General features: G+C 72.2%; 10 protein-coding genes. 9 read left to right on the top strand and 1 reads right to left on the bottom strand.

Annotated elements, in window-relative coordinates; all coding sequences use genetic code 11:
• The first annotated feature begins 55 nt into the window (after positions 1-55).
• The 6 genes from AORI_RS55605 (at position 56) to AORI_RS55580 (ending at position 19,584) form a co-directional block, all read left to right on the top strand.
• Positions 56-928, top strand: coding sequence for a peptidoglycan DD-metalloendopeptidase family protein (locus AORI_RS55605; protein ID WP_200870970.1), 873 nt, complete (start codon positions 56-58; stop codon positions 926-928).
• Between the two features lie 193 nt (positions 929-1,121).
• Positions 1,122-1,436 (top strand): helix-turn-helix domain-containing protein, encoded by a 315-nt coding sequence (locus AORI_RS55600; protein WP_016333277.1) that lies wholly within the window; start codon positions 1,122-1,124, stop codon positions 1,434-1,436.
• A gap of 102 nt (positions 1,437-1,538) precedes the next feature.
• On the top strand, positions 1,539-3,986 hold the full coding sequence (locus AORI_RS55595) for an ATP-binding protein (RefSeq protein WP_016333276.1): 2,448 nt from the start codon (positions 1,539-1,541) through the stop codon (positions 3,984-3,986).
• Positions 3,987-4,101: 115 nt separating this feature from the next.
• On the top strand, positions 4,102-12,009 hold the full coding sequence (locus AORI_RS55590) for a non-ribosomal peptide synthetase (RefSeq protein WP_016333275.1): 7,908 nt from the start codon (positions 4,102-4,104) through the stop codon (positions 12,007-12,009).
• Positions 12,006-18,920, top strand: a complete 6,915-nt coding sequence (locus tag AORI_RS55585) for a non-ribosomal peptide synthetase/MFS transporter (RefSeq protein WP_016333274.1) — start codon at positions 12,006-12,008, stop codon at positions 18,918-18,920. The genes AORI_RS55590 and AORI_RS55585 overlap by 4 nt, the downstream gene beginning before the upstream one ends.
• 142 nt (positions 18,921-19,062) lie before the next feature.
• Positions 19,063-19,584, top strand: coding sequence for a hypothetical protein (locus tag AORI_RS55580; RefSeq protein ID WP_016333273.1), 522 nt, complete (start codon positions 19,063-19,065; stop codon positions 19,582-19,584).
• Positions 19,585-19,675: 91 nt separating this feature from the next.
• On the opposite strand, the gene AORI_RS55575 is transcribed toward AORI_RS55580, so the two are convergent.
• A complete protein-coding gene (locus AORI_RS55575; protein ID WP_016333272.1) occupies positions 19,676-22,183 on the bottom strand; it encodes a tetratricopeptide repeat protein in 2,508 nt (835 codons plus the stop codon).
• A 144-nt stretch (positions 22,184-22,327) separates the two neighbouring features.
• Here AORI_RS55575 and AORI_RS55570 point away from each other — a divergent pair, with 144 nt between their 5' ends.
• The 3 genes from AORI_RS55570 (at position 22,328) to AORI_RS55560 (ending at position 26,796) form a co-directional block, all read left to right on the top strand.
• Positions 22,328-24,856 carry an ATP-binding protein gene (locus AORI_RS55570; RefSeq protein ID WP_016333271.1) on the top strand — a complete coding sequence of 843 codons (2,529 nt, stop codon included), beginning with the start codon at positions 22,328-22,330 and terminating at the stop codon, positions 24,854-24,856.
• A gap of 22 nt (positions 24,857-24,878) precedes the next feature.
• Positions 24,879-25,463 carry a dihydrofolate reductase family protein gene (locus AORI_RS55565; RefSeq protein WP_046199780.1) on the top strand — a complete coding sequence of 195 codons (585 nt, stop codon included), beginning with the start codon at positions 24,879-24,881 and terminating at the stop codon, positions 25,461-25,463.
• A gap of 373 nt (positions 25,464-25,836) precedes the next feature.
• Complete coding sequence (locus tag AORI_RS55560; protein ID WP_016333269.1) at positions 25,837-26,796, top strand: pseudouridine synthase; 960 nt, start codon at positions 25,837-25,839, stop codon at positions 26,794-26,796.
• The last annotated feature ends 13 nt before the right edge of the window (positions 26,797-26,809 follow it).

The raw sequence follows: 26,809 nt of genomic DNA, 5'->3' as shown, positions 1-26,809 counted from the left end.
GTCCGTAGCGTCCCGCACTGGCTGATTCGCCGCATTCGACGAGAAGGGAACGTCGTTGAGAAGATTGATGGTCATCCTGTTCGGCGTGGCACTGGCCTTGAGCGGCACTCTCGTGGTCACCCCGTCGGCGCAAGCCGCGACGGCACGGAACGGCGTCTGCGAAGACGGTGAGTTCTGCCTGTACTACAACAGCAATCAACAGGGATCGGTCAGCGATTTCGACGCGTCCGTCGGCAACTACGGCACGGGTTCCGACTGCTACCACTTCCTCGGCGCGGGCGCCGGGAAGGGCCTGTGTGTGAAGGGCAACGCGGCCTCGGTGTGGAACCGCCGGGACGCGGTCGTCACCGTGTTCTTCAAGAACGGCTGGACGGGCCCGATCGACTCGTTCACGCATGGCGTCAAAGGAAACTTGACCTCGACGTACAACGAAAACGCCGGGCACCTGCTCGGCCTGGTTGGCAACGACTGGCTGGAAACCGGGCTCTACCACAGTGATGCCGGCCGTATCAGCTCCTATTTCGACGGCTACGTGAGCACGTCGGGCAGGCATGAAGGGATCGACTTCGCCCGCGGCTTCGGTGCTTCCGTGTTCTCGATGACCCAGGGCTACGTCATCAGGAAGACCGAGGGCAGCAACGGCAGCGGAGGCCTGTCCACGTTGGCGATCTACAACCGTGATCAGGATTTCACCATCATCTACTTGCATCTCAACCCGTCGAACGGGCTCGCGGTCGGTGAATTCGTCAGCCGCGGCCAGCAGATCGGCACGGAGGAGTACCGCGGCGCCAGCTCCGCGCACACGCATGTCGAGTACCGGCCGGGCAGGCACGAGAGCGCGTCGGACAGCACCGGCGACCCGGTTCTCGACAACCCGAGCCCCTCGATGTTCTGGCGGAACCACGGCTACAACATCTGCTGCGGATAACGCCGTCGAGCCCGTTCTGCTCTACCCGAGCCGAACGGGCTCACCCGGTGAACCGGCAATTCTTCGGTGAAGTTTCCGGTTGTCCCTCCCCCGCCGCCTGCCGACCATGATGCGGCATCGCTGAGCGAAGCGGAGGACGCCAGTGACTCAAGGTGTTCACACAGGACCGACCCTGCCCCGATACCTCGTGAGGATGGCCGACGCCGCCCCTGCGCCGGAGCCGATGAGCCCGGCGGACGAGGGGCCGGCCCGGTTCGGCAGCTTGCTGCGGAGCCATCGGCACAGCCTCGGCACCACCCAGCGGCTTCTCGCCGCCCGCTCCACCGTCAGCGTCCGGGCGATCAGAGACCTCGAAAACGGCCGGGTCTGCAGGCCCCGCCGCGACACGGTCCGGCTCATCGCGGCCGGGCTCGGCCTGTCCGGCCAGGCCCGCGCCGACTTCGAACGAGCGGCGCGATCGGCCACCGGCACGCCCGCGCCGGGGACACACCGCGAGGGACCGGTGTGAACCATCCGTCGAGAGCGGCGATGACCCGTTTTCGACCAATTTCGATCAAAGTCGTGGCCGAAACACCGTTTTCGGCGTCGCACCCGCTCTAACATCCGCGAAATGGACCGTGGGGCGAGTTCACTGCTGGGTGAGGCACGACGGGACGCCGTTCTCACGCAAGAGGAGCTGGCGGAGCGCACCGGGTTGACGGTGCGGAGCATCAGCAACATCGAGCGCGGCCGGGTCGCCCGGCCGCGGCGCCATTCGGTGGAGGCGCTGGCGCTGGGGCTGGGTCTCCAGGGCGAGCAGGCGAGCCGGTTCGTGCGGCACTACTGCCCGGACGCGGTGTCACCTGCGAGAACACCGGTCGTTTCGGTGCCCGCGCAACTGCCTTCGGGGATCACGTCGTTCATCGGGCGGCAGCGGGAGATCGACGCGCTCGACGCCATCCGCGGCGAGAGGGCAGGCGCGGGGGTCGTCGTGGCGGTGCTGGAGGGCATGGCCGGGGTCGGCAAGACCTCGTTGGCCGTGCAGTGGGCGCAGCGGGTCAAGCAGGACTTCCCCGACGGGCAGTTGTTCGCGAACCTGCGTGGGTACGGGCCGGGGGCGCCCGCCGATCCGGGCGAGGTGCTGCGGTCGTTCCTGCGGGCGCTCGGCGTGCCGGTGGCGGACGTGCCCGCCGACCTCGACGACCGGGCCGCGTCGCTGCGCAGTGTGCTGGCCGGGCGTTCGGTGCTCATCGTGCTGGACAACGCCCGTTCGGCGGACCAGGTCCGCCCGCTGCTGCCCGGCCACGCGGGCTGCGCGGTGGTGGTGACGAGCCGCGCGGCCCTGCACGGGCTGACGATCAGCGCCGACGCGCACCGGGTGCCGGTGCCGCTGCTGACCGAGCAGGAGTCCTTCTCCTTGCTCGACCGGTTGGCGGGCAACGGACGAAGATTCGCCGACCGCACCGCGCTCGCCGACATGGTGTCCGGATGCGGCGGCCTGCCGCTCGCCCTGCGCATCGTCGGCGAACGGCTCGCGCACCACCGGAATCTGGCGAACGTGGCGTCCTCGATGCGGTCGGCCGGGGACCGGCTGGCCGCACTGACCACCGAAGAGAAGACCACCTCCCTGCCCTCCGTGTTGTCCTGGTCCTATGACGCGCTGCCCGGCGACGTCGCCTCGGGCCTGCGCCTGCTCGGGCTCCACCCCGGCCCGCACTGGGACATCGCCGCCGCGGCGGCACTGCTGGGCACTGATCCGCCGGAGACCGGCAGGCTCCTCGACGCGCTCCTCGACAGCCACCTGCTGCTCGCGCACCGCGCGGACGGCCGGTTCGAATTCCACGACCTGGTGCGCGACTACGCGCGGGGCCGCGCCGACGAGGAACCGGCGCAGCGGAGATCGGCGGCCCGGCGGCGCCTCGCCGAGCACTATGTGGCCTGGGCGGCCGACGCGGCCGCGTCGATGGGGGCGGGCGATCCCAACCGAAGACCGTTGCTCACCCCGATCGCCGAGAACGTCCACTTCACCGGCGCCGAAGACGCGGCGACCTGGCTGGCGGCGGAACTGCCCACCTTGATCGCCATCGCGGAGCAGTCGTCGGCCGACGGCGGCGCCTATGCCCGCGACCTCTCGACCGTGCTGTGGCAGGTGCTGCGGGTGCACGGTCACTACGGCGCGCTTCGCACACTGCACCGTCTCGCGCTCGCCGAAGCGCAACGGGCCGGTGACGCCATCGGCATCCAGCAGGCGCTCGTCGACCTGGCCTCGATCTGTGCCAGGCTCGGCCATTTCGACGAGGCGGTGACGCATCTGACCCGCTGCCTCGACGTCGACGGCAGCCCGGTCGTCACCGGCCGCGCGCTGAACATCCTCGGCACCGTGTACGGGCAGCTGGGCCGCTACGCCGACGCGGCGGACCACTTGAGCAGGGCGGTCACGGTCTCCCGGGAGACCGGCGACCGCCTCAACGAGGGGCGCGCGCTGTCCAACCTCGGCTTCGTCCACGAACGCCGTGGCGACCTCGACGCCGCGCTCGACTGCTACCGGCAGTGCCTGACCAACGCCCAAAGCATCGGCGACCGGCTGAGTGAGGCGATCGCGCTGCACAACCTCGGGGACGTGTACCGCGCGCAGGGCCGGTGGACGGAGGCCCGCGATCACCTCGACCGGTCGTTGACGGTCAGCCGGGCCGAGGGTCACCGGGAGGCCGAAGGGTACGCACTCGCCTATCTCGGGCTGGTGCACCTCCGGCAGGGTGACGCGGCAACGGCACGCACGCACCAGGAAGCCGCGCTCGAGATCGCGGTGGCGACGGGCATCCAGCCGTTGGAGACCCTCGTGCACAACGGGCTCGCCGACAGCGCGCTGGCGTGCGGCGACCGGCAGGCCGCACTCGCGCACTACACGCGGGCCGCCGGTCTCGCCCGGCTCACCTCCGAACCGCACGAGGAGGCCCGCGCGCTGACCGGGATCGCCGCGGCCCACGACGAGGTCGGTGCTCCGGACAAGGCCAGGCCGTACCGCGAACGCGCGCAGTCGCTCTACGAGGCGATGGGCATCGCGATGGTTCCTTCGTGACCGGAACTTACCGACCGCGCAGTTTCCGGTCGGGTTTCCTGGTCCGGACGCCGTCCCGGAAGTTCAATCTGCCGAGGTCGGCCAACTCCGGCCGGGTCACGAGGGGATTCAGCGGTTGCGGGTACACGAGGCGTTCGAGGCGCAGGCGAAAAGAACACCACACCGCTGTGCGCTCGTCGCGGGCGACGAGCGGCTGAGCTACGCCCGGCTGGACGAGATCGCGAACACCGTCGCGCACACGCTGCTTCGTCGTGGGGTGGCCCGGGGTGACCTCGTCGGCGTCTGCCTGCGCCGCGGCCGGTGGCTGGTACCCGCCCTGCTGGGGATCCTGAAGGCGGGCTGCGCGTACGTGCCGCTGGACCCGGCCGCTCCCCCGGCCCACGGCGCGTCGGTCGTCGCGGACTCCGGGCTGTCGCTGGTGGTGGCGGACGAACCGGATGCGGCCGCGCTCGCGGACGCCGACGTGCCGGTGCTGGCCGTCGGGGACGTCGTCTCCGCACCCACGACCGCCCCCGCCGTCCCGGGTTCCGGCACGGATCTCGCGTACGTGATCTACACGTCCGGCTCCACCGGCAGGCCGAAAGGCGTCCAGGTCGAGCATCGCAACGTGCTCGCGTTGCTGGCGTGGGCGGCCGCGACCTACACCGACGACGAACTGCGGGGCGTGCTCGGCGCCGCGTCGGTGTGCTTCGACGCGTCCGTCGCCGAGATCTTCCCGCCCCTGGTGACCGGCGGGAGCCTGGTGCTCGCCGAGAACCTGCTCGCTCTGCCCGGGCTGGCCGCACGGGACGAGGTGACGTTCGTGCAGGGCGTGCCGTCCGTACTGGCGGTGCTGGCGCGCACCCCGCTGCCGCGTTCGGTGCGGACCGTCGCGATCGCGGGCGAGGCACTGCACCGGTCCCTGGTCGACCGCCTCTACGCCAACGAGGGCGTACGGCGGATCGTGAACTGCTACGGACCGACCGAGGCGACGGTGAACTGCTCGTGCCACGAGGTCGGCCGGGACGAACCGGACGACCCGCCGATCGGCACCGCGCTGCCCGGCGCCGCGTTCTCGGTGCGGGACGCCGACGGTCGCGTGCTCGGCGACGACGAGGTCGGCGAACTGTGGGTCAGCGGGGCACTCGTGACCCGGGGATATCTGGGGCAGCCGGAGCTGACCGCCGAGAAGTTCGTGGTCGACTCCGGCGGTGTCCGGCACTACCGCACCGGTGACCTGGTCCGGGCCCGCGACGGCGTGCACCATTTCGTCGGCCGCGCCGACGACCAGGTGAAGGTGCGGGGTTTCCGCATCGAACCGGGACAGGTCCAGGCGGCGCTCCTCACCCACCCGGCCGTCGGCAACGCGGTGGTGCTCGCGCCCGCCGACGAGCACGGGGAACGCAGGCTCGTCGGGTTCGCCGAACCGGCCGGTGCCCCGGTGTCCGAGCCGGAACTGTTGCGGTGGCTGCGATCGCGGCTGCCCGCGCATCTGGTGCCGTCACGGATCGCCGTACTCGACGCGATCCCGCTCGGCACGACCGGGAAGGCGGACCGGACCGCGCTGGCGGCGTGGGTGTTCGACCGCGAGGACGTCGAGTACGTCGCCCCGGGCACCGAGACGGAGCGGCTGGTCGCCGAGGCGGTCGCGGCCGCGTTCGGGCTGCCGGGGATCGGTGCGCACGACCGGTTTTCCGAGTCGGGCGGGCATTCACTGGCCGCGGCGCGGGCGGTCGCACGACTGCGGGAAGAGACCGGCCGGGTGGTGACGCTGGCCGAATTCCTCTCCGACGGCACGGTGGCGGCGGTCGCGCGGCGGCTCGCGGACGCCCCGGTCGCGGCGCCTTCCTTGCCGCTGGGCGAAAACCCGGGGACCTTTCCCTTGACCGGCACCCAGCGGGATCTGTGGACGCTCGCCCAGCTCGGTTCGACCGGCACCGCGACGACCGTCGCCTGGCGGCTTCGGCTGCGCGGCCGGGTCTCGGTGCCCGCGCTGCGGGCCGCCGCGGACGGGCTCGTCGCCCGGCACGAGGTGCTGCGCGGCACGATCGGCGACCACGACGGCGAACCGGTCATGGTGGTGGGCCCGCCCGTGCGGGTTCCGGTGGACGTACACGACCTGCGCGGACTCGCCGACGCGGACCACCGGGCCGGGGAACTGGCCGCGGCCGCCGCCCGGCACGCTTTCGACCTCACGGGCGACACGCCACTCCTGCGGATCACGCTGCTCCGCCTCGCCGACGATGTGGCCGACCTGGTCGTCGTGTCCGACCACATCGCCACCGACGGTGCGTCCATCGGCGTGCTCATGGCGGAACTGGCCGGCGCACCCGCGCCTTCCTTCGCGCAGGTAGGCGCGGTGGCATCGCGGGAACGCGCGCTCGCGCGGGTGCCCGGTGAACGGGACCGACTGGCGGCGTACTGGTCGGAAGAGCTGGCGGGCGCGAACCCGCCGGATGCCCTGTTCGACCGCGCCGCACACGGCCGGCGGCGCTTCGGCGGGGAACGGATCAGCACGCCGTTGCCCGAGTCGCTGGGATCGGCGGTGCGGGCGCTGGCCGAATCGACCGGGGTGACGCCGTTCGCGGTGTACCTGTCGGCGCTGGGGCTGCTGGTCGGCGAACTGGTGCGGGGCCGGGACGTGCTGCTGGGGATGGCGGCCGCGCACCGGGACCGGCCCGAGCTCGAACACACCGTCGGGCCGCTGGTCGACGTCCTGCCGGTGCGGTTGCGGCTCGACGCGGGCACGTCGTTCCGCGATCTGCTGCGCGCGGCCATGACCACGGCGGCGCGCGCCATCGACCATCGTGGGCTGCCCAGCGGTGAACTCGCCGGGCTGTGGGGCGGCGACCGGCCTGCCGGGGTACCGCTCACACCCGTGTCGATCGCGGTGCAGCCGGACGGTCTCCCGCTGTCGGTCCACGGTCCGGGCACGCGGCTCGACCTGCTCGGCGAGCTGCCGACCGGCGGCAGCCACAACCCGCTGACGGTGTTCGTGAACACCCACGCCGACGGCACCGAGCTGATCGTCGAGCACGACCCGTCGTGGCTCGCCCCCGACCGCGCCCGCTGGTTCTCCCGTTCCCTGCTGCGTTTTCTGCACATCGCGGTGTCCACACCGGACACCGCCCTCTCCGAGCTGGCAGTGGCGTCGGACGGCGAACTCGCCGAGCTGACGAGGTGGGGCACCGGTCCCGCGCTGCCCGCCGACGACGCGAGCGGCGTGCCGGACGCGGTGTGGCGCGCCGCGTCGCGGACACCGGACGCGGTCGCGGTGTCGTCGGAGGGCGGGCAGCTGACGTACGCGGAACTGGTGGGGCACGCGGACCGGATCGCGCGCGTGCTCGCCGCGTCCGGGGTGACGGCGGGTGACACGGTCGGGGTGTGCCTGCCGCGCGACGAGTTCCTTCCCGCCGCGCTGCTCGCCGTGTGGCGGGCGGGTGCGGGGTATCTGCCGCTCGACACCGGACAGCCTGTCGCCAGGCTTGCCCAGCTCGCCGATGAGGCGGGGCTGCGTGTCGTGCTCACCCGTGGCGGCGCCGAACCGATGGCGGCCGAGGTCGCCGACGCCGTGCCTGGCCTGCGCGTGATCAGTGCCGACAGCGCCGATGGGGCGTCCTTCGAGCCGGTGCTGCCGGACGGCGACGCCCTCGCCTACGTGCTGTACACCTCGGGGTCGACCGGGCGGCCCAAGGGCGTCGAGATCAGCCACGCGAACCTGCACGCGTTCATCCGTTCCCGGGGACTCCTCCCGGGTATGACGCGGGACGACGCGATGCTCGCGGTCGCGCCGCTCGCCTTCGACGTGTCCGCCGAGGAACTGTGGTGGCCGCTCACCACCGGCGCGCGCTGTGTCGTCGCCGACCGCGACACCGCCGTCGACGGCCACGAGCTCGCGCGGCGGATCGCCGAGAGCGGTGTCACGGTCGTCGATCTGACCCCCACGAGCCTGCGGATGCTGCTCGCCGCGGGCTGGACCGGTGACCCCGAATTGCGGCTGCTGCTCGGCGGCGAGGTGCTCGACCCGGATCTCGCCGCGCGGGCCCGTCCGCTGGTCGGCGAGCTGTGGAACGGCTATGGCCCGACGGAGACCACGGTCTCGGCGACCGCGCACCGGGTCACCGAGCACGACCGCGAGCGGGTCCCGATCGGTTCGCCGACGCCGGGCGCCCGGCTGTACGTGCTGGACGAGGCGGGCAGGCTCGCGCCGCCCGGCGCGATCGGTGAGCTGTGGATCGGCGGCACCGGCGTGGCGACCGGCTATCGGGCGCGGCCCGAGCTGACCGGGTCCGCGTTCGTCACCGACCCGGTGCGGCCGGGCGAACGCTGCTACCGCACTGGTGACCTGGTCCGCTGGCGTCCCGAGGCGACACTGGAGTTCCTCGGCCGCGCCGACGACCAGGTGAAGGTGCGCGGCAACCGGTTCGAGCCTGGCGAGATCGAGTCCGTCCTGCGTGGACTGTCCGATGTGGACGACGCGGCGGTGACGGTGGCCGCGGACGGCGTGGACGCGCACGTGATCGGCTACCTCACTCCCGCGACCGTCGACGCGGCGGCCGTCGAGCGACGGCTTCGGCGGCTGCTGCCCGCCTACATGGTGCCGACTTCGTGGTGTGCCTTGGACGCGCTCCCCTTGCTGCCCAACGGCAAACTCGACCGGCGCGCGCTACCGCCGTCGTCCGTCGCCCGTCCGGGCACGGTCGCGCCGCTGTCGGAGGCCGAGGCGTCGGTCGCGCGGGTGTGGCGGGATTGTCTCGAACTCGACGGGGAAATCGGCCCGGACAGCGACTTCTTCGCCCTCGGCGGCCGGTCGCTGGCGGCGACCCGGGTGGTCGGTCTCCTGCACGCCAGGCTGGGACGCCGGATCACCGTCCGCACGTTGTTCGACCACCCGGTGCTCGCCGACTTCACCGCACAGGTCGGCGAGGAAGCCGACCGCCCGCTCGTCGCCCGTGAGGATCCGGCCGCACCCGCTCCGCTGTCGCCTGCGCAGCGCATGCTGTGGTTCGCGGCGAAGCTCGACCCGGGCAGCGCCGCCTACAACTCCCCTACCGTGCTGCGGATCCTGGGAGCACTGGACGAGCCGCGGCTGTTCCGCGCGATCCGCACGCTCGCGGCGCGCCACCACGTGCTGCGCAGCCGGTTCACCGAGATCGACGGGGAGCCGGTCGCGCTCCTCGGGCCGGTCGACGCCGTTCCGATGTCCACAGTGGACGTTCGCGAACCCGACCTGGCCGCGGCGGTGACGGCGGAGATCCGGCGGCCGTTCGCGCTGGACGCCGCGCCGCCGCTGCGCGTGGTCCTCTTCCGGCTCGCCCCGGATCACCACGTGCTGGCCCTCACCTGCCACCACATCGCCACCGACGCGACCTCCCAACGGCTCCTGCTGTCCGAAATGGACACGTGGTACCGCACGGAACCCGGCGGCCCGCCACCCTCGGTCCAGTACGCCGCCCACGCCGCACGGGAACGCGAGCAGGACCGCGCCGCCGGACTCGACTGGTGGGAGCGGCGGCTCGCGGATCTGCCCGCGTTGCGGTTGCCCGCCGACCGGCCCCGCCCCGCCGTCGCGGACCGGACGGCCGACGAGGTCCCGCTCCGGCTGCCCGCGGACGTCACGGAACGAGTCCGGGCACTGGCGCGTACAGCCGGGACCACCCCGTTCACGGTCCTGCTCGCTGCCTGGCAACTGCTGCTCGCCCGGCTGGCCGGGGTACGGGACCTCGCCGTCGCTGTGCCGCACAGTGGACGCCGCACCGCCGAGCTGGCGGAAATGGTCGGCTTCTTCGTCGACACCGTGGCCGTCCGTGCCGATCTGGGATCCGACGTCCGCTCGGGCCGCGACCTCGTGGCCAGGACCCGCGACGCGGTGCTCGACGCGTTCGCGCACGCCGACGTGCCGTTCGACGAGGTCGTGCGGCGGCTCGCGCCGGAGCGGGACCCGGCGAGCACCCCGGTGTGCCAGGTGATGATGAACGTCCTCGACGAGCAGGCGGCCGCGACCCTCGGCGACCTGGCCGTGACGGTGCTGCCGCAACCGGTCGCCACCGCGCTCTACGACCTGAACCTGGACCTCGCCGAAACCGGTGACGGTTACACGGGCAGGCTCGTGTTCCGCACCGGCCTGTTCGACCGGGACACGGTCGAACGCTGGGCCCGCTGGTACGGCTCCCTCGTGGACCGCCTCACCGCCGATCCCGGCGCCGCACTGTCCACACTGGACATCCTGAACGACGCGGAACGTGCCGCGCTGCTCACCTGGGGAACCGGGAAACCGTCGCCCGCCACCCGGACCGTGGTCACCGACGTGCTCGCCCAGCAGCACGGCGCGATGGCGACGTCATCGCCTACCGGCCGGCTGTCCTACGCGGACCTGGCAGCCTGGTCGGCACAGGGCGCCCGCGCTCTGCTCGCCGCGGGTGTCGCCACCGGCGAGGTGGTCGGCGTATGCCTGCCCCGCGACGAATACCTGCCCGCCGGGCTGCTCGCGGTGTGGCGGGCGGGTGGCGCGTATCTCCCGCTGGACCCCGGCCAGCCCGCGGACCGGATCGCGGCGCTCGCCGCCGACGCCGGGATCCGCGTCGTCGCCGCCCGCGGCCAAGCGCTGGACGCGGCCCGCGCCGCGCTGCCGAACCTGACCATCGTCGACCTCGACGTTCCCGTCACGAACACTCTCCCGCTGCGGGAGCCGGGCCAGGACGACCTCGCCTACGTCCTCTACACCTCCGGTTCGACGGGCAGGCCGAAGGGCGTCGCGGTCACGCACCGGAACCTCGCCGCGCTGGTCCACGCCTTCCGTGAGGTCACCGGCGTCCGGCCGTCCGACACGTGGCTCGCGGTCGCACCGCTCGCGTTCGACACGGCCACCGGCGAGATCTGGACGACGCTGACCGCGGGCGCGCACTGCGCGATCGCCGACCGGGACTGTGCCGTCGACGGGCACGCGCTGGTCCGGCGGCTCGTCTCGACCGGCGCGACCCGGTTCAACCCGACACCGACCACCTTGCGGATGCTCGTCGCCGCCGGACTTCCCGATCTGCCGGGACTGCACGTGCTCTCCGGCGGTGAAGCCCTCGACGTCGCACTGGCGCGGCAGGTCGCCGCGCGGGTCGCGAGCCTGCGCAACTGCTACGGCCCCACGGAGACCACCATCACCGCGACCACCCACCTGGTGACCGTCACCGATCTGGCGGCCGACCGGCCGATACCGATCGGCGGACCGCTCGGCGGCACCCTGCTCACGGTGGTCGACCCGTTCGGCCAGACCGCGCTTCCCGGCGCGGTCGGCGAGTTGTCCATCGGCGGCGCCGGTGTGACACCGGGCTACCGGGACCGCCCGGAGCGGACCGCGGCCGCCTTCGGCACCGATCCGTTGCACGGGGTCCGTTCCTACCGCACCGGCGACCTGGTCCGCTGGCGCGCCGACGGCGCGCTGGAGTTCCACGGCCGCGCCGACCACCAGGTGAAGATCCGCGGCAACCGGGTCGAACTCGGCGAGGTGGAGCACGTGCTGCGCACGGTCGACGGAGTGACCGGCGCGGTGGTCGTGGTGCGTACCGGGGAGGGCGAACCGCATCTCGTCGGCTACCTCACTCCGTCCACTGTGGACACGGACGCGGTGGCGGCCGTGCTGCGCGACCGGTTACCCGACTACGCGGTGCCTCACCGCTGGGTACCGCTCGACGTGTTCCCCGCCACCGCGACCGGAAAGGTGGACCGCGCCGCGCTGCCCGCTCCGGCGGCGGCGCAGCCGGACAGCGAGCCGGAATCCGCGGTCGAGGAACTCGTCGCGGTGATCTGGGCCGAGGCGCTCGGCCGGGAGCGGGTCGGCGCGCTGGACGATTTCTTCGGTCTCGGCGGACATTCGCTCGCCGCGACCAAGGTCGTCGGCCGTCTCGGCGAGGCACTCGGTTTCCCCGTCCCGGTGCGGTGCCTGTTCGACCGGCCGGTGCTGCGGGACTTCGCGGCGGAACTGGAACGGATCGCGATGACCGCCCTGGCGGACGAAGGCACCATCGACGTCCCGGCGAAGAGCACGGCATGACCGATTCACTGATCACTCCCGCGCAACGACGTATGCGCGAACTGCTCGCCAGCCGCGCCGCCGCCGCCTTGCGTGGCGGCGGGCCCGCCGCGGAGCCGGCCATCCCCCGGCTCCCTCGCGACGGGTCACCGGTGCCGCTGTCGTCCGCGCAGGCCAGATTGTGGTTCCTGGCCCGTTTCGAACCCGGCGGCCACGCCTACAATCTGCCGCTCGTACTCGAACTGACCGGACCGGCCGACGAGACCGCGCTCCTCGCCGCGGTCCGTGACGTCGCCGACCGCCACGACGTGCTCCGCGGCGTATACCGGGAAATCGACGGCGAGCCGATGCGATGCGCGGGCCCCGGCGTCCCGGTGTCCACTGTGGACATTACGGCGGACGAGCTCGACGCCGCCGTGGCCGCCGAGGCCATCCGTCCGTTCGCGCTCGGTGACCTGCCGCCGATGCGGGCGGTGTTGTTCCGCGTCACCGCCGACCGGCGTGTGCTGGCGTTGACGTTCCACCACATCGCGATGGACGCCCCGTCGGCGGCGGTCGTGCTCGACGACCTCGCCGTCTGCTACGCGGCCCGCCTCGGGGTCCGCGACGTACCGCCGCCACCGGCACTCCAATACGCGGATCTGGTGGCGTGGAACGGTTCCGGACCGGACACCGCCGAGGCCGACCTGGACTGGTGGCACGAGCGGCTCGCCGGGCTGCCCCCGGTGCTGGAGCTGCCGACCGACCGGCCCCGGCCGGCCGTGGCCGGGGACGAGGGCGCCGAGGTCGCCCTCGAGGTGCCCGCCGTGCTCACCGCGCGGCTGCGGGAGATCGCCCGCACCACCGGCGCCACGCCGTTCATGGTGTTCCTGGCGTGCTGGCAGACACTGCTCGGCAGGCTGGCCGGGACGACTGACGTGCCGGTCGGGGTGCCCGAGTCCGGGCGGCGTCACCCGGACGCCGAACGGGTAGTCGGCTGCTTCGTCGACACGCTGGTGCTCCGCACCGACCTCGCCGGGGCGACCACCGGCCGCGAGCTGCTCACCGCCGCCCGGGACACGGTGCTCGACGCGTTCGCGCATACGGGCGTGGCGTTCGAGCGGATCGTGGAGCGGGTCGCGCCCCGGCGCGGGCTCGACGCGTCGCCGATCTTCCAGGTCATGCTCAACGTGCTCGACGAACCGTCGCGGGCGCCCGAACTCCCCAGCCTGACTACCCGGGTCACCGAACCGCCGGTGCGCGGCGTCAAGTTCGACCTCAGCCTCGCGCTGTCCCGGTCCGGTGACGGCTATTCGGGCGGGCTCGCCTACCGCACCGACCTGTTCGACCGGGGTACCGCGGAACGGATCGCCCGCTGGTTCGTCACGCTCGTCGACGGGATCACCGCGGACCTCGACCGGCCGGTGGCCGAGGTCCCCGTCGAGGTCGTCACCTCCCCGGCGCTGGCGGGGCCGGCACCGGAGCGGACCGGACTCCGCCCCGTGCACACCCTGATCGAGGCCGCCGCCGACCGCTTCCCGGACCGGATCGCCGTCGTCGGCGCGACCGGCTCGCTCACCTACCGGCAGCTCGACGAGCGCGCCAACCGGATCGCGCACCGGCTGCGGGCGCTCGGCGTGCGCGCCGACGAGCCGGTCGGGCTGCTGCTCGAACAGGGCACGGACGTGGCGTGCGCGGTGCTGGGCATCATGAAGTCCGGCGGCGCGTACCTGCCGATGGACACCACCTATCCCCAGGCGCGGGTGGCGACCATCCTCGCCACCGCGGGAGCGCGGATCCTGCTCGCCGAACCCGGTCTCGCCGTCGCCGTTCCCGAGGTCACCGTGCTGACCGTCGACGACGCGGTCGCGGGTCAGCCCGGGACCCGGCCGGACATCCCGGTCGCGGGGCACGACCTGATCCACGTGATCTTCACGTCCGGTTCGACCGGTGCGCCGAAGGGGGTCGCGGTCGAGCACCGCAACGTCGCGCACTACCTGTCGGGCATGCTGCCCCGCCTCGGCGACGTGGCGGGCGCGTCGTTCGCGGTCGTCTCCACCCCGGCGGCCGACTTCGGCCTCACCTGCGTGTACGGCGCGCTGACCACCGGCGGCACCGTCCACCTGGTCGAGCGGGATACCGCGATGGACCCGGAATCCTTCGCCGGATACCTGGCGGAGCACCCGGTCGACGTGCTCAAATGCGTGCCCAGTCACCTGGAACTCCTTGCCCGGCACGGGGATCTGGCCGCCGTGCTGCCGGATCGGCTGCTGATCCTCGCCGGTGAGGCGTGCCCGTGGTCACTCGTCGAACGTGTCGAGGCGGCCCGCCCCGGCCTGCGGGTGCAGAGCCACTACGGGCACACCGAGAGCACGATGATCTCGATGACGTGCGACGTGGCGACCGTCCCGCCGCACGAGCGCACCGGATACGTCCCGCTCGGCACGCCGCTGCCCGGGGTCGTCGGTCATCTCGTCGACGCGCGCGGCGCGGTCGTGCCCGACGGTATGACCGGCGAACTGGTGATCGGCGGGCCGCAGATCACCCGCGGCTATCTCGGCGACGACACGCAGACCGCGGCCCGGTTCGTGCCCGACCCGCTGGGCACCGGCGTGCGCTGCTTCCGCAGCGGCGACCTGTTGCGGGTCCGTGCCGACGGCACCGTGCAGTTCCTCGGCCGTGCCGACGACCAGGTGAAGGTGCGCGGCCACCGGGTGGAACTGGGCGAGGTCACCGCCGCCCTCCGCGACATCGACGGTGTCGCCGAGGCCGTGGTGCTGCCGGTCGGCTCCGGCATCGACCGGCGCCTGGCCGGTTGGCTGGTCGGGCCCGGGCTCGATGTGACGGCCGTGCGCCGGACGCTTCGGGAACGCCTGCCGGACTACCTGGTGCCCGCCTCGCTCACGGTCCTGGATCGCTTACCGCTCAACGCGAACGGCAAGATCGACCGGGCGGCACTGCCCGACGCGGCCGAGCGCGCACCCGCCGCCCGGCGACCGGTGGCGACCCCGGCCGAACGGCTCGTGGCGCGGATCTGGCGCGACGTGCTCGGGATCGACGGCCTCTCCGCCGACGACGATTTCTTCGCCGCGGGAGGGCATTCCTTCGCCGCGGTGCGTGTCGCGGGGCGCCTCGGTGAGGCGCTGCGCCGCGACGTCGCCGTGCGCACGGTGTTCGAGCATCCGGTGCTGGCCGACCTCGCCGCCGTGCTGGCCGCCGATCCGGACGGCGTTTCCGGCGGCGCGCCCATCCCCGTGCGGCCGGACCCCGAAGCACCCGCTCCGCTGTCGTCCGCGCAAGCGCGGCTGTGGTTCCTCGAACTACTAGGCCCCGGCTCGGCCTATCACGCCGATCTCGTGCTGCGGCTGCGCGGGCCGCTGGACGCGGCGGCGATGGCGCTCGCGGTGCGGGACGTCGCCGCCCGGCACACCGTCCTGCGCACCGTCATCGAGGAGCGGGACGGCACCCCGGTGGCCGTGCCGGTGCCCGCCGACCGCGTTCCGGTGTCCATTGTGGACATCGCGGCCGACGAGGTGGACGCGGCGTACCGGGCGGAACTGGCCCGGCCGTTCGCGCTCGACCGGGAGCCGCCGCTGCGGGCCTCGCTGTTCCGGATCGACGGCGACGAGCACGTCCTCGCACTCACCGTGCACCACATCGCGACCGACAACTGGTCGCGCGGCGTCATCGGGACGGACCTCGCCGACGCGTACGCCGCCCGGCTCGCGGGATCGGCACCGGACGCGGCCCTGCCCGTCCAGTACGCGGATTACGCCGCCTGGCTGGCCGCCCGTGCGCGCGACGAGGACCTGGACTGGTGGTGCGACCGCCTTTCCGGGCTGCCGCCGCTGCTCACCTTGCCGACCGACCGGCCCCGTCCGGTGGTGGCCGAATGGTCCGGCGGGCACGTCCGGTTCGCGCTGCCCGCCGCGCTCACCGCACGCGTGCGGCAGGTCGCGGCCGAGACCGGCGTGACACCGTTCATGGTGTTGCTGGCCTGCTGGCAGGAACTGCTCGGCCGCCGTGCCGGGACCGACGACGTCGCGGTCGGCGTGCCGGAGTCCGGACGGCATCACCCGGACGTCGAGTCGACGGTGGGCTGTTTCGTCAACACGCTCGTACTGCGCACGGATCTCGGCGGCGACCCGACCGTGCGGGAGTTGCTCGGCCGGTCCCGCGAGACCGTGCTCGGCGCGTTCGCGCACGCCGAGACACCGCTCGAACGGATCATCGAGCGGCTGCGGCCGGAACGATCCGTGGGCGCGACGCCTATCTTCCAGGTGTTGCTGAACGTCCTCGACCAGCCCGCGACGCCGCCCGCCATCCCGGGTGTCGAGGTGACGGCCGTCCGCGACGCGGGCGAGCAGGTGAAGTTCGACCTCAGCCTGGTGCTGGTCAACGACGGCGACACCTATCTCGGCGGCCTCGCCTACCGGGCCGACCTGTTCGACGCCGGTACCGCCGAAGAGATCGTCGCCGATTTCCAGGCACTTCTGACCGGATTGCTGTCCAATGTGGACCAGCGGGTCGCCGCGGTCGGTCCGGCCCGCGCCGGGTCCCACCCGGTCACCGCGCCCAATCCCGTGCCGGTGACGGGTTCGCGTGCGCCGGAAACGCCGACGGAGCACCGCGTCGCACAGGTGTGGGCACAGGTGCTCGACGTGTCCGAGGTCCGCGCCGACGACGATTTCTTCGCGCTCGGCGGCCATTCGTTCACCGCGGTCCGCGCGGTCCGGCTGATCGACGAGCGGCTCCGGGTCATCGACCTGTTCCTGCATCCGACCGTCCGCGAACTGGCCGCCCATCTCGACGCCGGACGGGAGACCGACGACGGGCGCCTGCTGCACCGGCTCTCCCCCACCCGCACGGGCACACCGGACGTGACGCTCGTCTGCGTGCCCTACGGCGGCGGCTCGGCCGCGGTGTTCCAGCCTTTGGCCACCGAACTCGCCGCCGCCGCACCGGAGATCGACCTGCTCGCCGTCGAACTGCCCGGCCACGACGTGGCGCGGCCCGACGAGGCGTTCCGCACCGTCGACGAGGTCGTGGACCTGCTGGCCGAGGAGATCGGCCGGACCGTCACGGGTCCGGTCGCGGTGTACGGGCACTGCGTCGGCTCGGCGGTGGCCACCGCGCTCGCCGCGCGGCTCGAAGCCGACGGCCGCGCCGTCGCCGGGGTGATCGTCGCCGGCAGTTTCCCCGCCGCACGCCTGCCGGGGAGGCTTTCGGCCTGGCTCCAACGCCGGTTCCCGCGCGAACGCTGGGTGGCGGACCGGCTCTACCGGGACACCCTGCGGGCCACCGGCGGTTTGCCGGACGACATGGACGAGGCCGCGAGCGCGGCGATGCTGCACGCCCTGCGGCACGACGCCGGGCAGGCGCAGGCCTGGTTCGGCCGCGCGCTCGACCCGGACGCCGGGCAACGGACCCGGCTCGCGGCGCCGATCCTGTGCGTGGCCGGGTCGAGCGACCCGGCGACCGAGCTGTACCAGGAGCGGTACCGGGAGTGGGGCGTGTTCGCCGGCCGCGTCGAACTGGCCGTGCTGCCCAAGGCCGGGCACTACTTCCTGCGCCACCAGGCCGCCGAGGTCGCCGCACTGCTGCGGGACCGGCTGTCCCGCTGGGCCGCCGGTGACCTGCCGCCCGCAGTCGACGACGTCCCGGTCGCCGCGGCCGCGACCCGGCGCGGGCTGCGCGCGTTCTACACCGTGGCGGGTGGCCAAGCCGTTTCGATGATCGGCAACGAACTGAGCGCGTTCGCCCTCGGCGTGTGGGCGTACCAGCTCAGCGGGCGCGTCATCGACCTCGCGCTGGTCGTGTTGCTCGCCCGCGTGCCGAGCATGCTGCTGACGCCGGTCGGCGGCGCGCTCGCCGACCGGGTGGACCGCAGGCGGATCATGCTGTGCTGCGACCTGACGAGCGGCGCGGCGATGGCCGTGCTCGCCGTGCTGGTCGCCTTGGGACGGCTGGATCTCTCGGCGGTGTGCCTGATAGTCGGGGTCATGTCGGTGGCGTCGGCGTTCCACCGGCCCGCCTACCTGGCGGCGATCGCCCAGCTGGTGCCGAAACCGTATCTGCCGCAGGCCAACGCGCTCGCCGACATGGGCGCCGGGCTCGGCACCGTACTCGGGCCCGTGCTCGGCGGTGTCCTCATGGGACTGTCCGGGCTGACCGGGGTCGTCGTGGTCGACGTCGCCACGTTCGCGATCGGCGTGACCACCCTGGTGCTGGTGCGGTTCCCGGATCGGATGTCCTTCACCCGGGTCGAACCGTTCACTCGGGCGGTCGCCGGCGGCTGGAAGTTCGTGCTGCGCCGCAGACCGCTACTGGTGATGATCGGTTATTTCGCGGTGGTCAACTACTTCACCGCCGTGATGTGGGTGGGGCTCACCCCGCTGGTCCTGTCGATCGGCTCGACGGGCGAACTGGGTGTGGTCAGTGCCGTCGGAGGGATCGGCGCGGCGGTCGGCGCGCTCGTCGTGATCACCTGGGGCGGCACCACGCGCCGGGCCACCGGCATGATCGCGTTCGTCATCGGCTCCGGGCTCGGGGTGGCGCTGATGGGTGCGTGGCCTTCGGTGCTCGTGGTCGCGATCGGCCTGTTCGTGCGGCTGGCGTGCATGAGCATCGGCAACGCGCACTGGCTGTCGATCATCCAGACGAAGGTCGGCCAGCATCTGCAGGGCCGGGTGCTCGCGATCAACGTCATGCTGGCCACCGCCATGCAACCGCTCGGGTTCCTGACCGCGGGACCGCTCGCCGATCTGCTCGGCGGTTTCGCCGCGCTGATGGTGGTCTCCGGTGCCGTACTGGTGGTGTGGGGCGTGCTCGGCCTGCGGTACCGGCCGCTGCACGACATCGAAGAACTGCTGCCGGACGCGGCACCGCCCGCGGAGATCGACGCCGACCTCGACCGCGTGCAGGCACTCGCCGACCGGGATCTGGTGCGGTGACCCGGTTTTCGAACAACCTCGATCAAGGTCGTCGCTCAAGATCATTGTCCGGTTCCCGCACCGCCGTTAACGTCTGACGTAGCCGAATCACCGGCTGATGGAAAATATCCGATCGAGCGCGAATTCGAGAAAGAGACGCATTTTGAAGAAATGGACGACACGGGTCACGACCGGCCTCGTGGTCGCGGGAATGGCGCTCGCCATGCAGAGCGCGCCGGCCATGGCCGAGGAGGCCGATGACAGTGGGGTCGGGGTCGAGGTCGAACTGACCGAAGAGGTCCCGGCGGGCGACGTCACCGCCGCCTGCGGCGGGTGGCGTGGCGATTTCGCGGGCTACGGCAAGTGGCGGGTGTCCAAATCGGACTGCGCTTGGATCTCCTTGGACTCGAAGAAGAATCCGCAGCACCGCCGCTACAAGTGGCAGATCCCGCCGGGCAGCAACACCCGGGTCTGCGTCCAGGCGCAGGGCCACTACTACAGCACTTCCAAGAAGAAGATGGTCGCGAAGTGGACCACGGCGGGATGCGGCACGAGCGGCACCGTTCTCGTGCGCTGGTCGGGTATCCCGAAGAAGAGCGGCGGCTACTACGGCCACTCCGGCTACCCCAAGGTGCGGGCCAAGGTCCAGCCGGGCTTCGGCGGTGCCGCGTACAGCTGGCTGTGAGCCGGCTCGCGCCGGAGGCGTGGTGAAGGCTCCCTTTGCCGCATCAGACGCGGCGAAGGGAGCCTTCGGCCCACTCGTAACCATCAAACGGCTAGCGCAGGCCGATCTCGGTGAGCAGCGCCTGCGCCATCCGCCTGTGTTCGTCGGCCGTGCCGATGTCACCGGTGACGGCCGCGCCGCGCTCGATCCCCTGGTGCGCCTGCGCCTGCTCATAGCGGTCGCCCAGTTTCTCGGCGACCGCGAGCGCTTCGCGGTGCCTGGCGATCGAGCCCGCGGCGTCCCCCTTGCCACCGAGCGCGATGCCGATTCCGTTGAGCGCCTTGACTTCGAACTCGCCCAAGCTGTTCTGGCGCGCCAGATCCAGTGCCTCGCTCAGCTGCGTCAAGGCGTCGTCGTGCTCGCCCAGCCGCGCGAGCAGCACGCCGATGTGGAGCAACGCCTCGGTCTCCGGGAACCGGTAGCCGAACTCGCGTGCGGTGACGAGCGCCCGCCGGTAGTGGCCGAGCGCCTCGGCGGAGTGCCCCTGCTGCTCGCGCACCGTGCCGAGGTTGCCGTAGGTCAGGCATTCCCCGACCCGGTCCCCGACCTCCAGCATGATCGCCAGTGCCTCGTCGAGGTACGCCGCGGCCTTGTCCCAGTCACCGACGCGCATCGCGCTGTTCCCCAGGTTTCCCAGCGCGCGACCCTCGCTGGTGCGGTTGCCGGTCGCCCGGTGCACGAGCAGCGCCTGCCGGTAGCAGTCCTCGGCCGCCGCGAAATCACTGAGCCGGTCGAACGCGTTGCCGAGGTTGTTCAGTGCCCGCGCCCAGCTGGCCCGGTCCCCTCCCGCCTCGTACCGCTTGAGCGCCTGCTTGAGCTGATCGATGCTCTCCTGGTAGCGGTTGGAACGCAGGTAGACCGCACCTAGGCTCATATGCGCGCTCGCCTGGACCAGCGGATCGGCGGCGCGGATCGCGATACCGTGCACGATCTCCGCGTCGGCGAAGCGCAGCGCGTTGTACAGGTACCGGTTGAGGATCGGCGACATCAGGGCCGCGTCCTCGTGTCGGCCCTGTTCCTCGGCCAGCGCGGTGATGCCCACCAGGTTGTGCCGTTCGGCATCCAGCCACGCCGTCGCCGCCGCGAGGTCGGCGAAGTCCGGCGCCGGAACGTCCGAAGTGGACACTTCGGGTCTGCGGTCGCGTTCATGCGGGGCGTACAGGTCCATGGCGCGGCAGGCGGTGTGCCGGTAGTAGTCGAACAAGCGCCCGAGTGCGGCCTGCCGCGCGGAAGCGGCGTCCACGTCCCGCGCCAGCCCCGCCGCGTAGAGACGGACCACGTCGTGCAGGCCGAACCGACCGTGGCCGCGCCGCTGCACCAGGCTGCCGGCGACGAGTTCGCCCAGAAGTTCCTCCGCCGTGCGCAGGCCGGCCCCGGCGAGCGCGGCCGCCGCGCGCGTGTCGACGTCGCGGCCGGGATGGATCGCGAGGAGCCGCAGCAGCAGCGCGGCCTCGGCGGGCAGGTCCGCATAGGACAGACCGATGGCGTTCTCCAGCTCGTCCTCGACCCGCAGGCTGTCCCGGCGTTCCGCGAGCCGGGCGGCGTGGTCTCGCAACGTCCAGTCGCGCCGGTTCCGGATGCGGCCGGCCACCACCGTCAACGCGAGCGGCAGATGACCGACCAGTTCGGTGATCCGCGCGGCGGCCTCGGTGTCCTCGGCGACCTCGGCCGCGCCGATCAGCCTGCGCAACACGTCGAGCGACTCGGTCCCCGGAAGCGCCTCCAGGTGCACGGACCGCGCACCGGCCAAACCGGTCAAGCGCCGTCTGCTGGTGATCAGCACGACGCCGCCCGGCCGGTCCGGCAGCAGTGGGCGCACCTGGTCGGCGTCCGCCGCGTTGTCCAGCACCACGACCGGGTGCCGGTCCGCGAGCAGCCGCCGGTAGGTCGCCTGCCTGCCCGCCGGGCCGAGACGGTGGATCTCCCCGCCCGGCACCCCGAGCCGCCGCAGGAACTCGTCCAGCACCGCGAGCGGGTCGGCGGGCGCGCGGTCGGCGTCGTAGCCACGCAGATCCGCCCACAACCGGGCCGTGACGCCGTCACGGTCCGCCAGCCGGTGCGCGGCACGGACGGCGAGGCTGGTCTTGCCGACACCGGCCATACCGTCGATCACCACCGGCGACCACCGCTCGCCGTCCCCGGGACCGGTGATCTCGGCCAGCTCGGCGTGCCTGCCGACGAACTCCGTGCCGTCGGCGGGCAGCTCCTCCGAGACGGTCACCCACGACGAGTCGGCGGTGAGCCCAGCGATCACCTGGCACACCTGCCGCCACCGGGCCACCACCGCTTCGTCGGCGGTGAGCGCACGCACGATGTCCGCGACCAGGTCCGCGTCGACCCGCCGCCGACCCGGCCGCAGGCAGCGGTAGACCGTGTTGAACACCGGCAGATCGGGGTTCCCCACCGCCCGCCGTCCACGCACGACACGCCGGTGCAGCTCCCGATAGGACACGCCGTGGCGGCTCCTCAGCGTGTTCAGCCGGGCCGCCAGCTCGTCGAACGAACCGGCGCCCAGCGGCTCCGGCGGCGCTCCGCCTTCGTCCGTCCGGTCGGGATTCACGATCGGGAAGGGTAGTCCGGATGGCCGATCCGCACTGTCCAAACGGGAGAGTTCACCGGCCGCCGAGTTCGCCGATCCGGCCCATCGGCCGTTGCTCTCGACTAAGGTCGACCGGCATTCGGTTCACGTGTCCAGGGGGTTCCCGTGACGGAGGAGCAGCCGCCGAGCCCGGTCGGAGCCCGGTCGTACGACGAGCTCTCCCAGCGGCTGAGGCAGGCGCTGGCCTGGGCGGGGTTGACCCACCGGGAGCTGCACCGGCGGGTGCGGCGCCTGCGCACGGCCCGCGGGACGGCCGACCTGCCCGCCTACAACACCGTGTACCGCTGCCTGCTGCCCGGACGCAAACGGCTGGACGTCGAACTGGTCGTCGACATCGCGGCCGTACTGCTCGGCATGGACGTCGCCGCGGAATGGCGGCAGGCGCACCGGGTGATCACCGGGGACGCCACCGAGGCGGCCGTGATCAGCGTGGCCGATCACCTTCCCTCCGGGGTCGGCGGATTCGTCGGCAGGCAGGCGCAACTGCGCCGGGTGCTGGCGGCAGAGCCGGACGACGCCGGGGTGTGGGCGATCTCCGGAATGGCCGGGGTCGGCAAGACCCGGTTCGCCGGCGAGGCCGCGCGGCTGCTGGCCGAACGGGGCCGGTTCGCCGACGTGCGGCTGGTGGTGAACCTGCGCGGCTTCGACGCGGACCGGCCCGCCGCCGACCCGGCCGCGGTGCTCGAAGGCTTCCTGCGCCGGCTCGGGGCGTCCGGCAGCGAGATCGGCTGTCTCAGCCTCGCCGACCGGAGCGCGCTGTTCCGCCGTCTGCTGGAGGGACGGCGCGCGCTGATCCTGCTGGACAACGCCGCGTCGGTCGACCAGGTGCTGCCGCTGCTGCCCGGCCTCCCGACCTGCCTGGTGCTGGTCACCAGCAGACGCCGCCTGGTCGAGCTGACCGCGGCCCGGCACGTGGCGCTCGACGTGTTCACGCCGGAGGAGTCGGTCGAGTTGCTCCGCGACGGAATCGGCGACGAACGCGTCGACGCGGAGCGGGGCGAAGCGGCCGACATCATCGAGCTGGTCGGCCGGTTGCCGCTGGCCCTCGCGCTGGTGACCCGGCGGCTGGCCGCCTCGGACGAGTGGACGATGGCCGACCACCGCGACCGCCTCGCCGATCTGCGGACCATGCTGCGGCTGGACGACGGGGTCGAGGTCGCGTTGCGCACGTCGTACGACGAACTGGCCGAGCCGGACCGGGTGCTGCTCGGCCTGCTCGCGATGTACCCGGGACGCGATTTCGACGACCACGCGGCGGCGGCGCTGGCCGGCGTCGAGATCGGCGTCGTCCGCGATCGGCTCGACGGTCTGGTCTCGGCCAACATGGTCACCGCCCGCGGGTCCCGGTTCGAACTGCACGACCTGGTGCGGGTCTTCGCCGAGAAACGCGTCCGCGAAAGCGTCCAGGCCCGGGTGCGCCGGGCCGCGGTCGGCAGACTGCTCGACTTCCAGCTGGCCACCGCCCGCGCCGCGCTCGTCACCTGTTACTCGCACGAGACGGACCGGTGGCGGGACCTGCCCACCCCCGCGGCGCAGGCCCTCGTGTTCGACGGAGCGGACGAGGCGATGGCATGGCTGGACACCGAACGGGTCAACCTGGTCGTCTCGTCCGGCTGGGCGCTGAGCGAGGGCCGCGACGAGCACGTGACCCGGCTCGCGTGCGTGATGACGAGCTATTTCGAGGCCCGCGTGCGCGTGAGTGACGCACTCGCCCTGTTCGGCAACGCCGCCCGGGTCGCCTCCGGTGTCACCCGAGGGCACGTGCTCAACGGGCTGGCCATGACCCATTGGCAGCGGGGGGACGCCGCCGGATCGCTCGCCGTCCTGCAGGACGCGATCTCCGAATTCGACGCCGCCGGTGAATCCGATTACGTCTTCAATCTGTCGGGGAACGTGGGCCTGTTGCTGGCCGGTCTCGGTGATTACCGGGCCGCGCTCCCCTGTTTCCGGCGGGCACTGGAATTCGCCGTCGCGAAGAACAACGAATCGTTCCGGGCCCGGCAGTTGTGCAACATCGGTGTCGCCGAGATGCACCTGGGAGATCATTCCGCCGCCGTCGACCACCTGTCCCAGGCCCTCGACGCGACCAGGGCGAGCGGTGACCGCCTCTGTGAATGCCGGACGCTCGACGGCCTCGGTACCACGTTCTGGCGCATGGGAAAGGACACCGAGGCCTGGGCCTGTTACGAGCAGGCGCTCGCCGTGGCGAGGCAGACGCACAACCGGGCCGACGAGGGCAAGGTGCTCAACCATCTCGGTGTCCTGCTCGTCGCCGCCGGGCGATTCGACGAGGCGTTGGCGCATCACCGGCAGGCCATCGATCTGGCGAGGGAGATCGGCAGCCGGGAAGGCGTGCTGACCGCGAGCACCGACATGGCGGCCACCCTGCTCACCGCCGGGCGATCGGCCGAAGCCGTCCGCTGCCTGCGGAAGGCGATCGAGTCCGCGACCGCGGCGGACAGCCGTTACGAACTGGCGAGAGCCCAAAGCGGACTCGCCGACGCGCTGTTCGCCGACGGTGATCCGGTCGCCGCGCGGCGGCACCGGCGGACCGCGCACGCCGCGTACACCGAGATGGGGGTGCCGGAGGCGAGACCGATCAGTTTTCCGCACCGCGACCGTCTGTACGGGTGAGATCGACTCACCGGAGGCTGACGTGCGGAAACTGAGCTTTGGCATGAACGTGACCCTGGACGGCTACATCGCCGCGCCCGGCGGCGACCTCGGCTGGAGCGGGGGCGACGGACCGGACTCGTCGCCGGGCGACGAGCTGTTCCAGTGGTGGTCCGACCGGGTCGCGGCGACGGGCCTGGCGCTGTACGGGCGCAAGCTGTGGGAGGAGATGAGTTCCCACTGGCCGACCGCCGACCGGCAGCCCGGCGCGACACCGGCCGTGATCGAGTATGCCCAGCGCTGGCGGGACATGCCGAAGGTGGTGTTCTCCTCGAAGACCGCCGCCGTCGGCTGGAACGCCCGCCTGGTCACCGGCGACGCGGTCACCGAGATCACCCGGCTCAAGGCAGAGGACGCCGGCCCGATGGACATCGCCGGCGCGACACTCGCCGGGTCGGCCATGCGGGCCGGGCTGATCGACGAATACGTGCTGGTCACCGTGCCGGTCCTGGTGGGCGGCGGCACGCCGTTCTTCACCGCGCTGGACAGCTGGGTGAACCTGACCCTGGTGGAGACGCGGACGTTTCCCGGCGGCGTGCTGCTGACCCGGTACGAGACGAGGCGCTGAGGGAGACCTGGGCCAGGCCCGATGTGTTGCGGATGTCAAGGGGTGTGGGTGAGGTCTGTGATGAGTGCTCGGTGGATTTCGCGGGCTATGTAGCGTTTGAGGCAGCGGATGATGTGTCGTTTGGGTAGGCCGTGGGTGGTGCGTCGTTCGACCTAGGCGCGGGTGCGCGGTGTGAGTGTCCTTATGGGTATCGACCCCCGCCGGGCAGATCTTTCCTAAGACAACCCCCACCAGAGCGCCAGCGGCTTTCCGGGCCAGACCCCACCAAACCTCCATCCACACACATCATCACTGTGGCTTTCGCAACGCGCGAGTACCCGCGGGGCACCACGGCAGCCGCCCGCGACCAGGGGCGCGACTAGAGTGCGCGGTGATGAGACGCAAGCTCCGCCCGCCGCTCCCGCCCCGCCACGGGCTCGATCCCGCGAGGCTCAAGATGCCCGCCGAGGGGCCGTGGACGACGTTGCGCGAGCACCTCGTCGAGCGGCTCCCCCGCGTCGCGCCCGAACGGATCGAGGAGATGCTCCGCGAAGAGCGCATCGTCGGGCTGGACGGGCCGCTGGGCGTCGATTCGCCGTTCGTGCCGGACTCGTTCATCTGGTTCCATCGCGACCTGCCCGACGAGGTCGACGTGCCGTTCGAGGTTTTGGTCGTGCACCGGGACGAGCATTTCCTCATCGCCGACAAACCGCATTTCCTCGCGACGATCCCACGCGGACGGCACATCCTGCAGACCGCGCTGGTCCGGCTGCGCCGCGAGCTCGACCTCCCGCGGCTCACCCCCGCGCACCGGCTCGACCGGGTCACCGCGGGCCTCATCCTGTTCGTGATGACCCCCGAGGTCCGCGGCAAATACCAGACGATGTTCCGAGATCGCTTGGTACACAAGGAATACGAGGCGGTCGCGCGCCACGATCCGGCGGTCGCGATGCCGCGCGAGATCCGCAGCCGCATTGTCAAGGAGCGCGGGGTCATCGCCGCGCAAGAGGTCGAAGGGCCGCCCAACGCCGAGACCCGCGTCGAGCTGATCGAGCATCGCGACGGCCTCGGCCGCTACCGCCTGATCCCCGCGACCGGCCGCACCCATCAGCTCAGGCTGCACATGAGCGGCCTCGGGTTGCCGATCCTCGGCGACGACTTCTACCCGAAGCTGACCGAAACCCCGCTCGACGACTTCACCGAACCCTTGCAACTGCTGGCGAAAGTCCTCGAGTTCACCGATCCGGTCACCGGGGAACGCCGCCGGTTCGAGAGCAGGCGGACGCTTCAGGCATGGACGGACCTCGACGCGTGGCGCCGCGGCCCGAGCCTCGTGAGTGGCAAGGACGGTTAGAACCGTCTTCGCC

The organism is Amycolatopsis keratiniphila (assembly GCF_000400635.2).
In the GTDB taxonomy this organism is placed as follows: Bacteria; Actinomycetota; Actinomycetes; order Mycobacteriales; family Pseudonocardiaceae; genus Amycolatopsis; species Amycolatopsis keratiniphila.
Note: the sequence above shows the minus strand (reverse complement) of the source record. Positions and strands in the feature narration are given on the sequence as shown.

Bases quoted from the DNA above. Each gene is read 5' to 3' on its own strand.
- AORI_RS55600 (WP_016333277.1), top strand. From the start codon at position 1,122: ATGGCCGACGCCGCCCCTGCGCCGGAGCCGATGAGCCCGGCGGACGAG.
- AORI_RS55560 (WP_016333269.1), top strand. From the start codon at position 25,837: ATGAGACGCAAGCTCCGCCCGCCGCTCCCGCCCCGCCACGGGCTCGAT.
- AORI_RS55595 (WP_016333276.1), top strand. From the start codon at position 1,539: ATGGACCGTGGGGCGAGTTCACTGCTGGGTGAGGCACGACGGGACGCC.
- AORI_RS55585 (WP_016333274.1), top strand. From the start codon at position 12,006: ATGACCGATTCACTGATCACTCCCGCGCAACGACGTATGCGCGAACTG.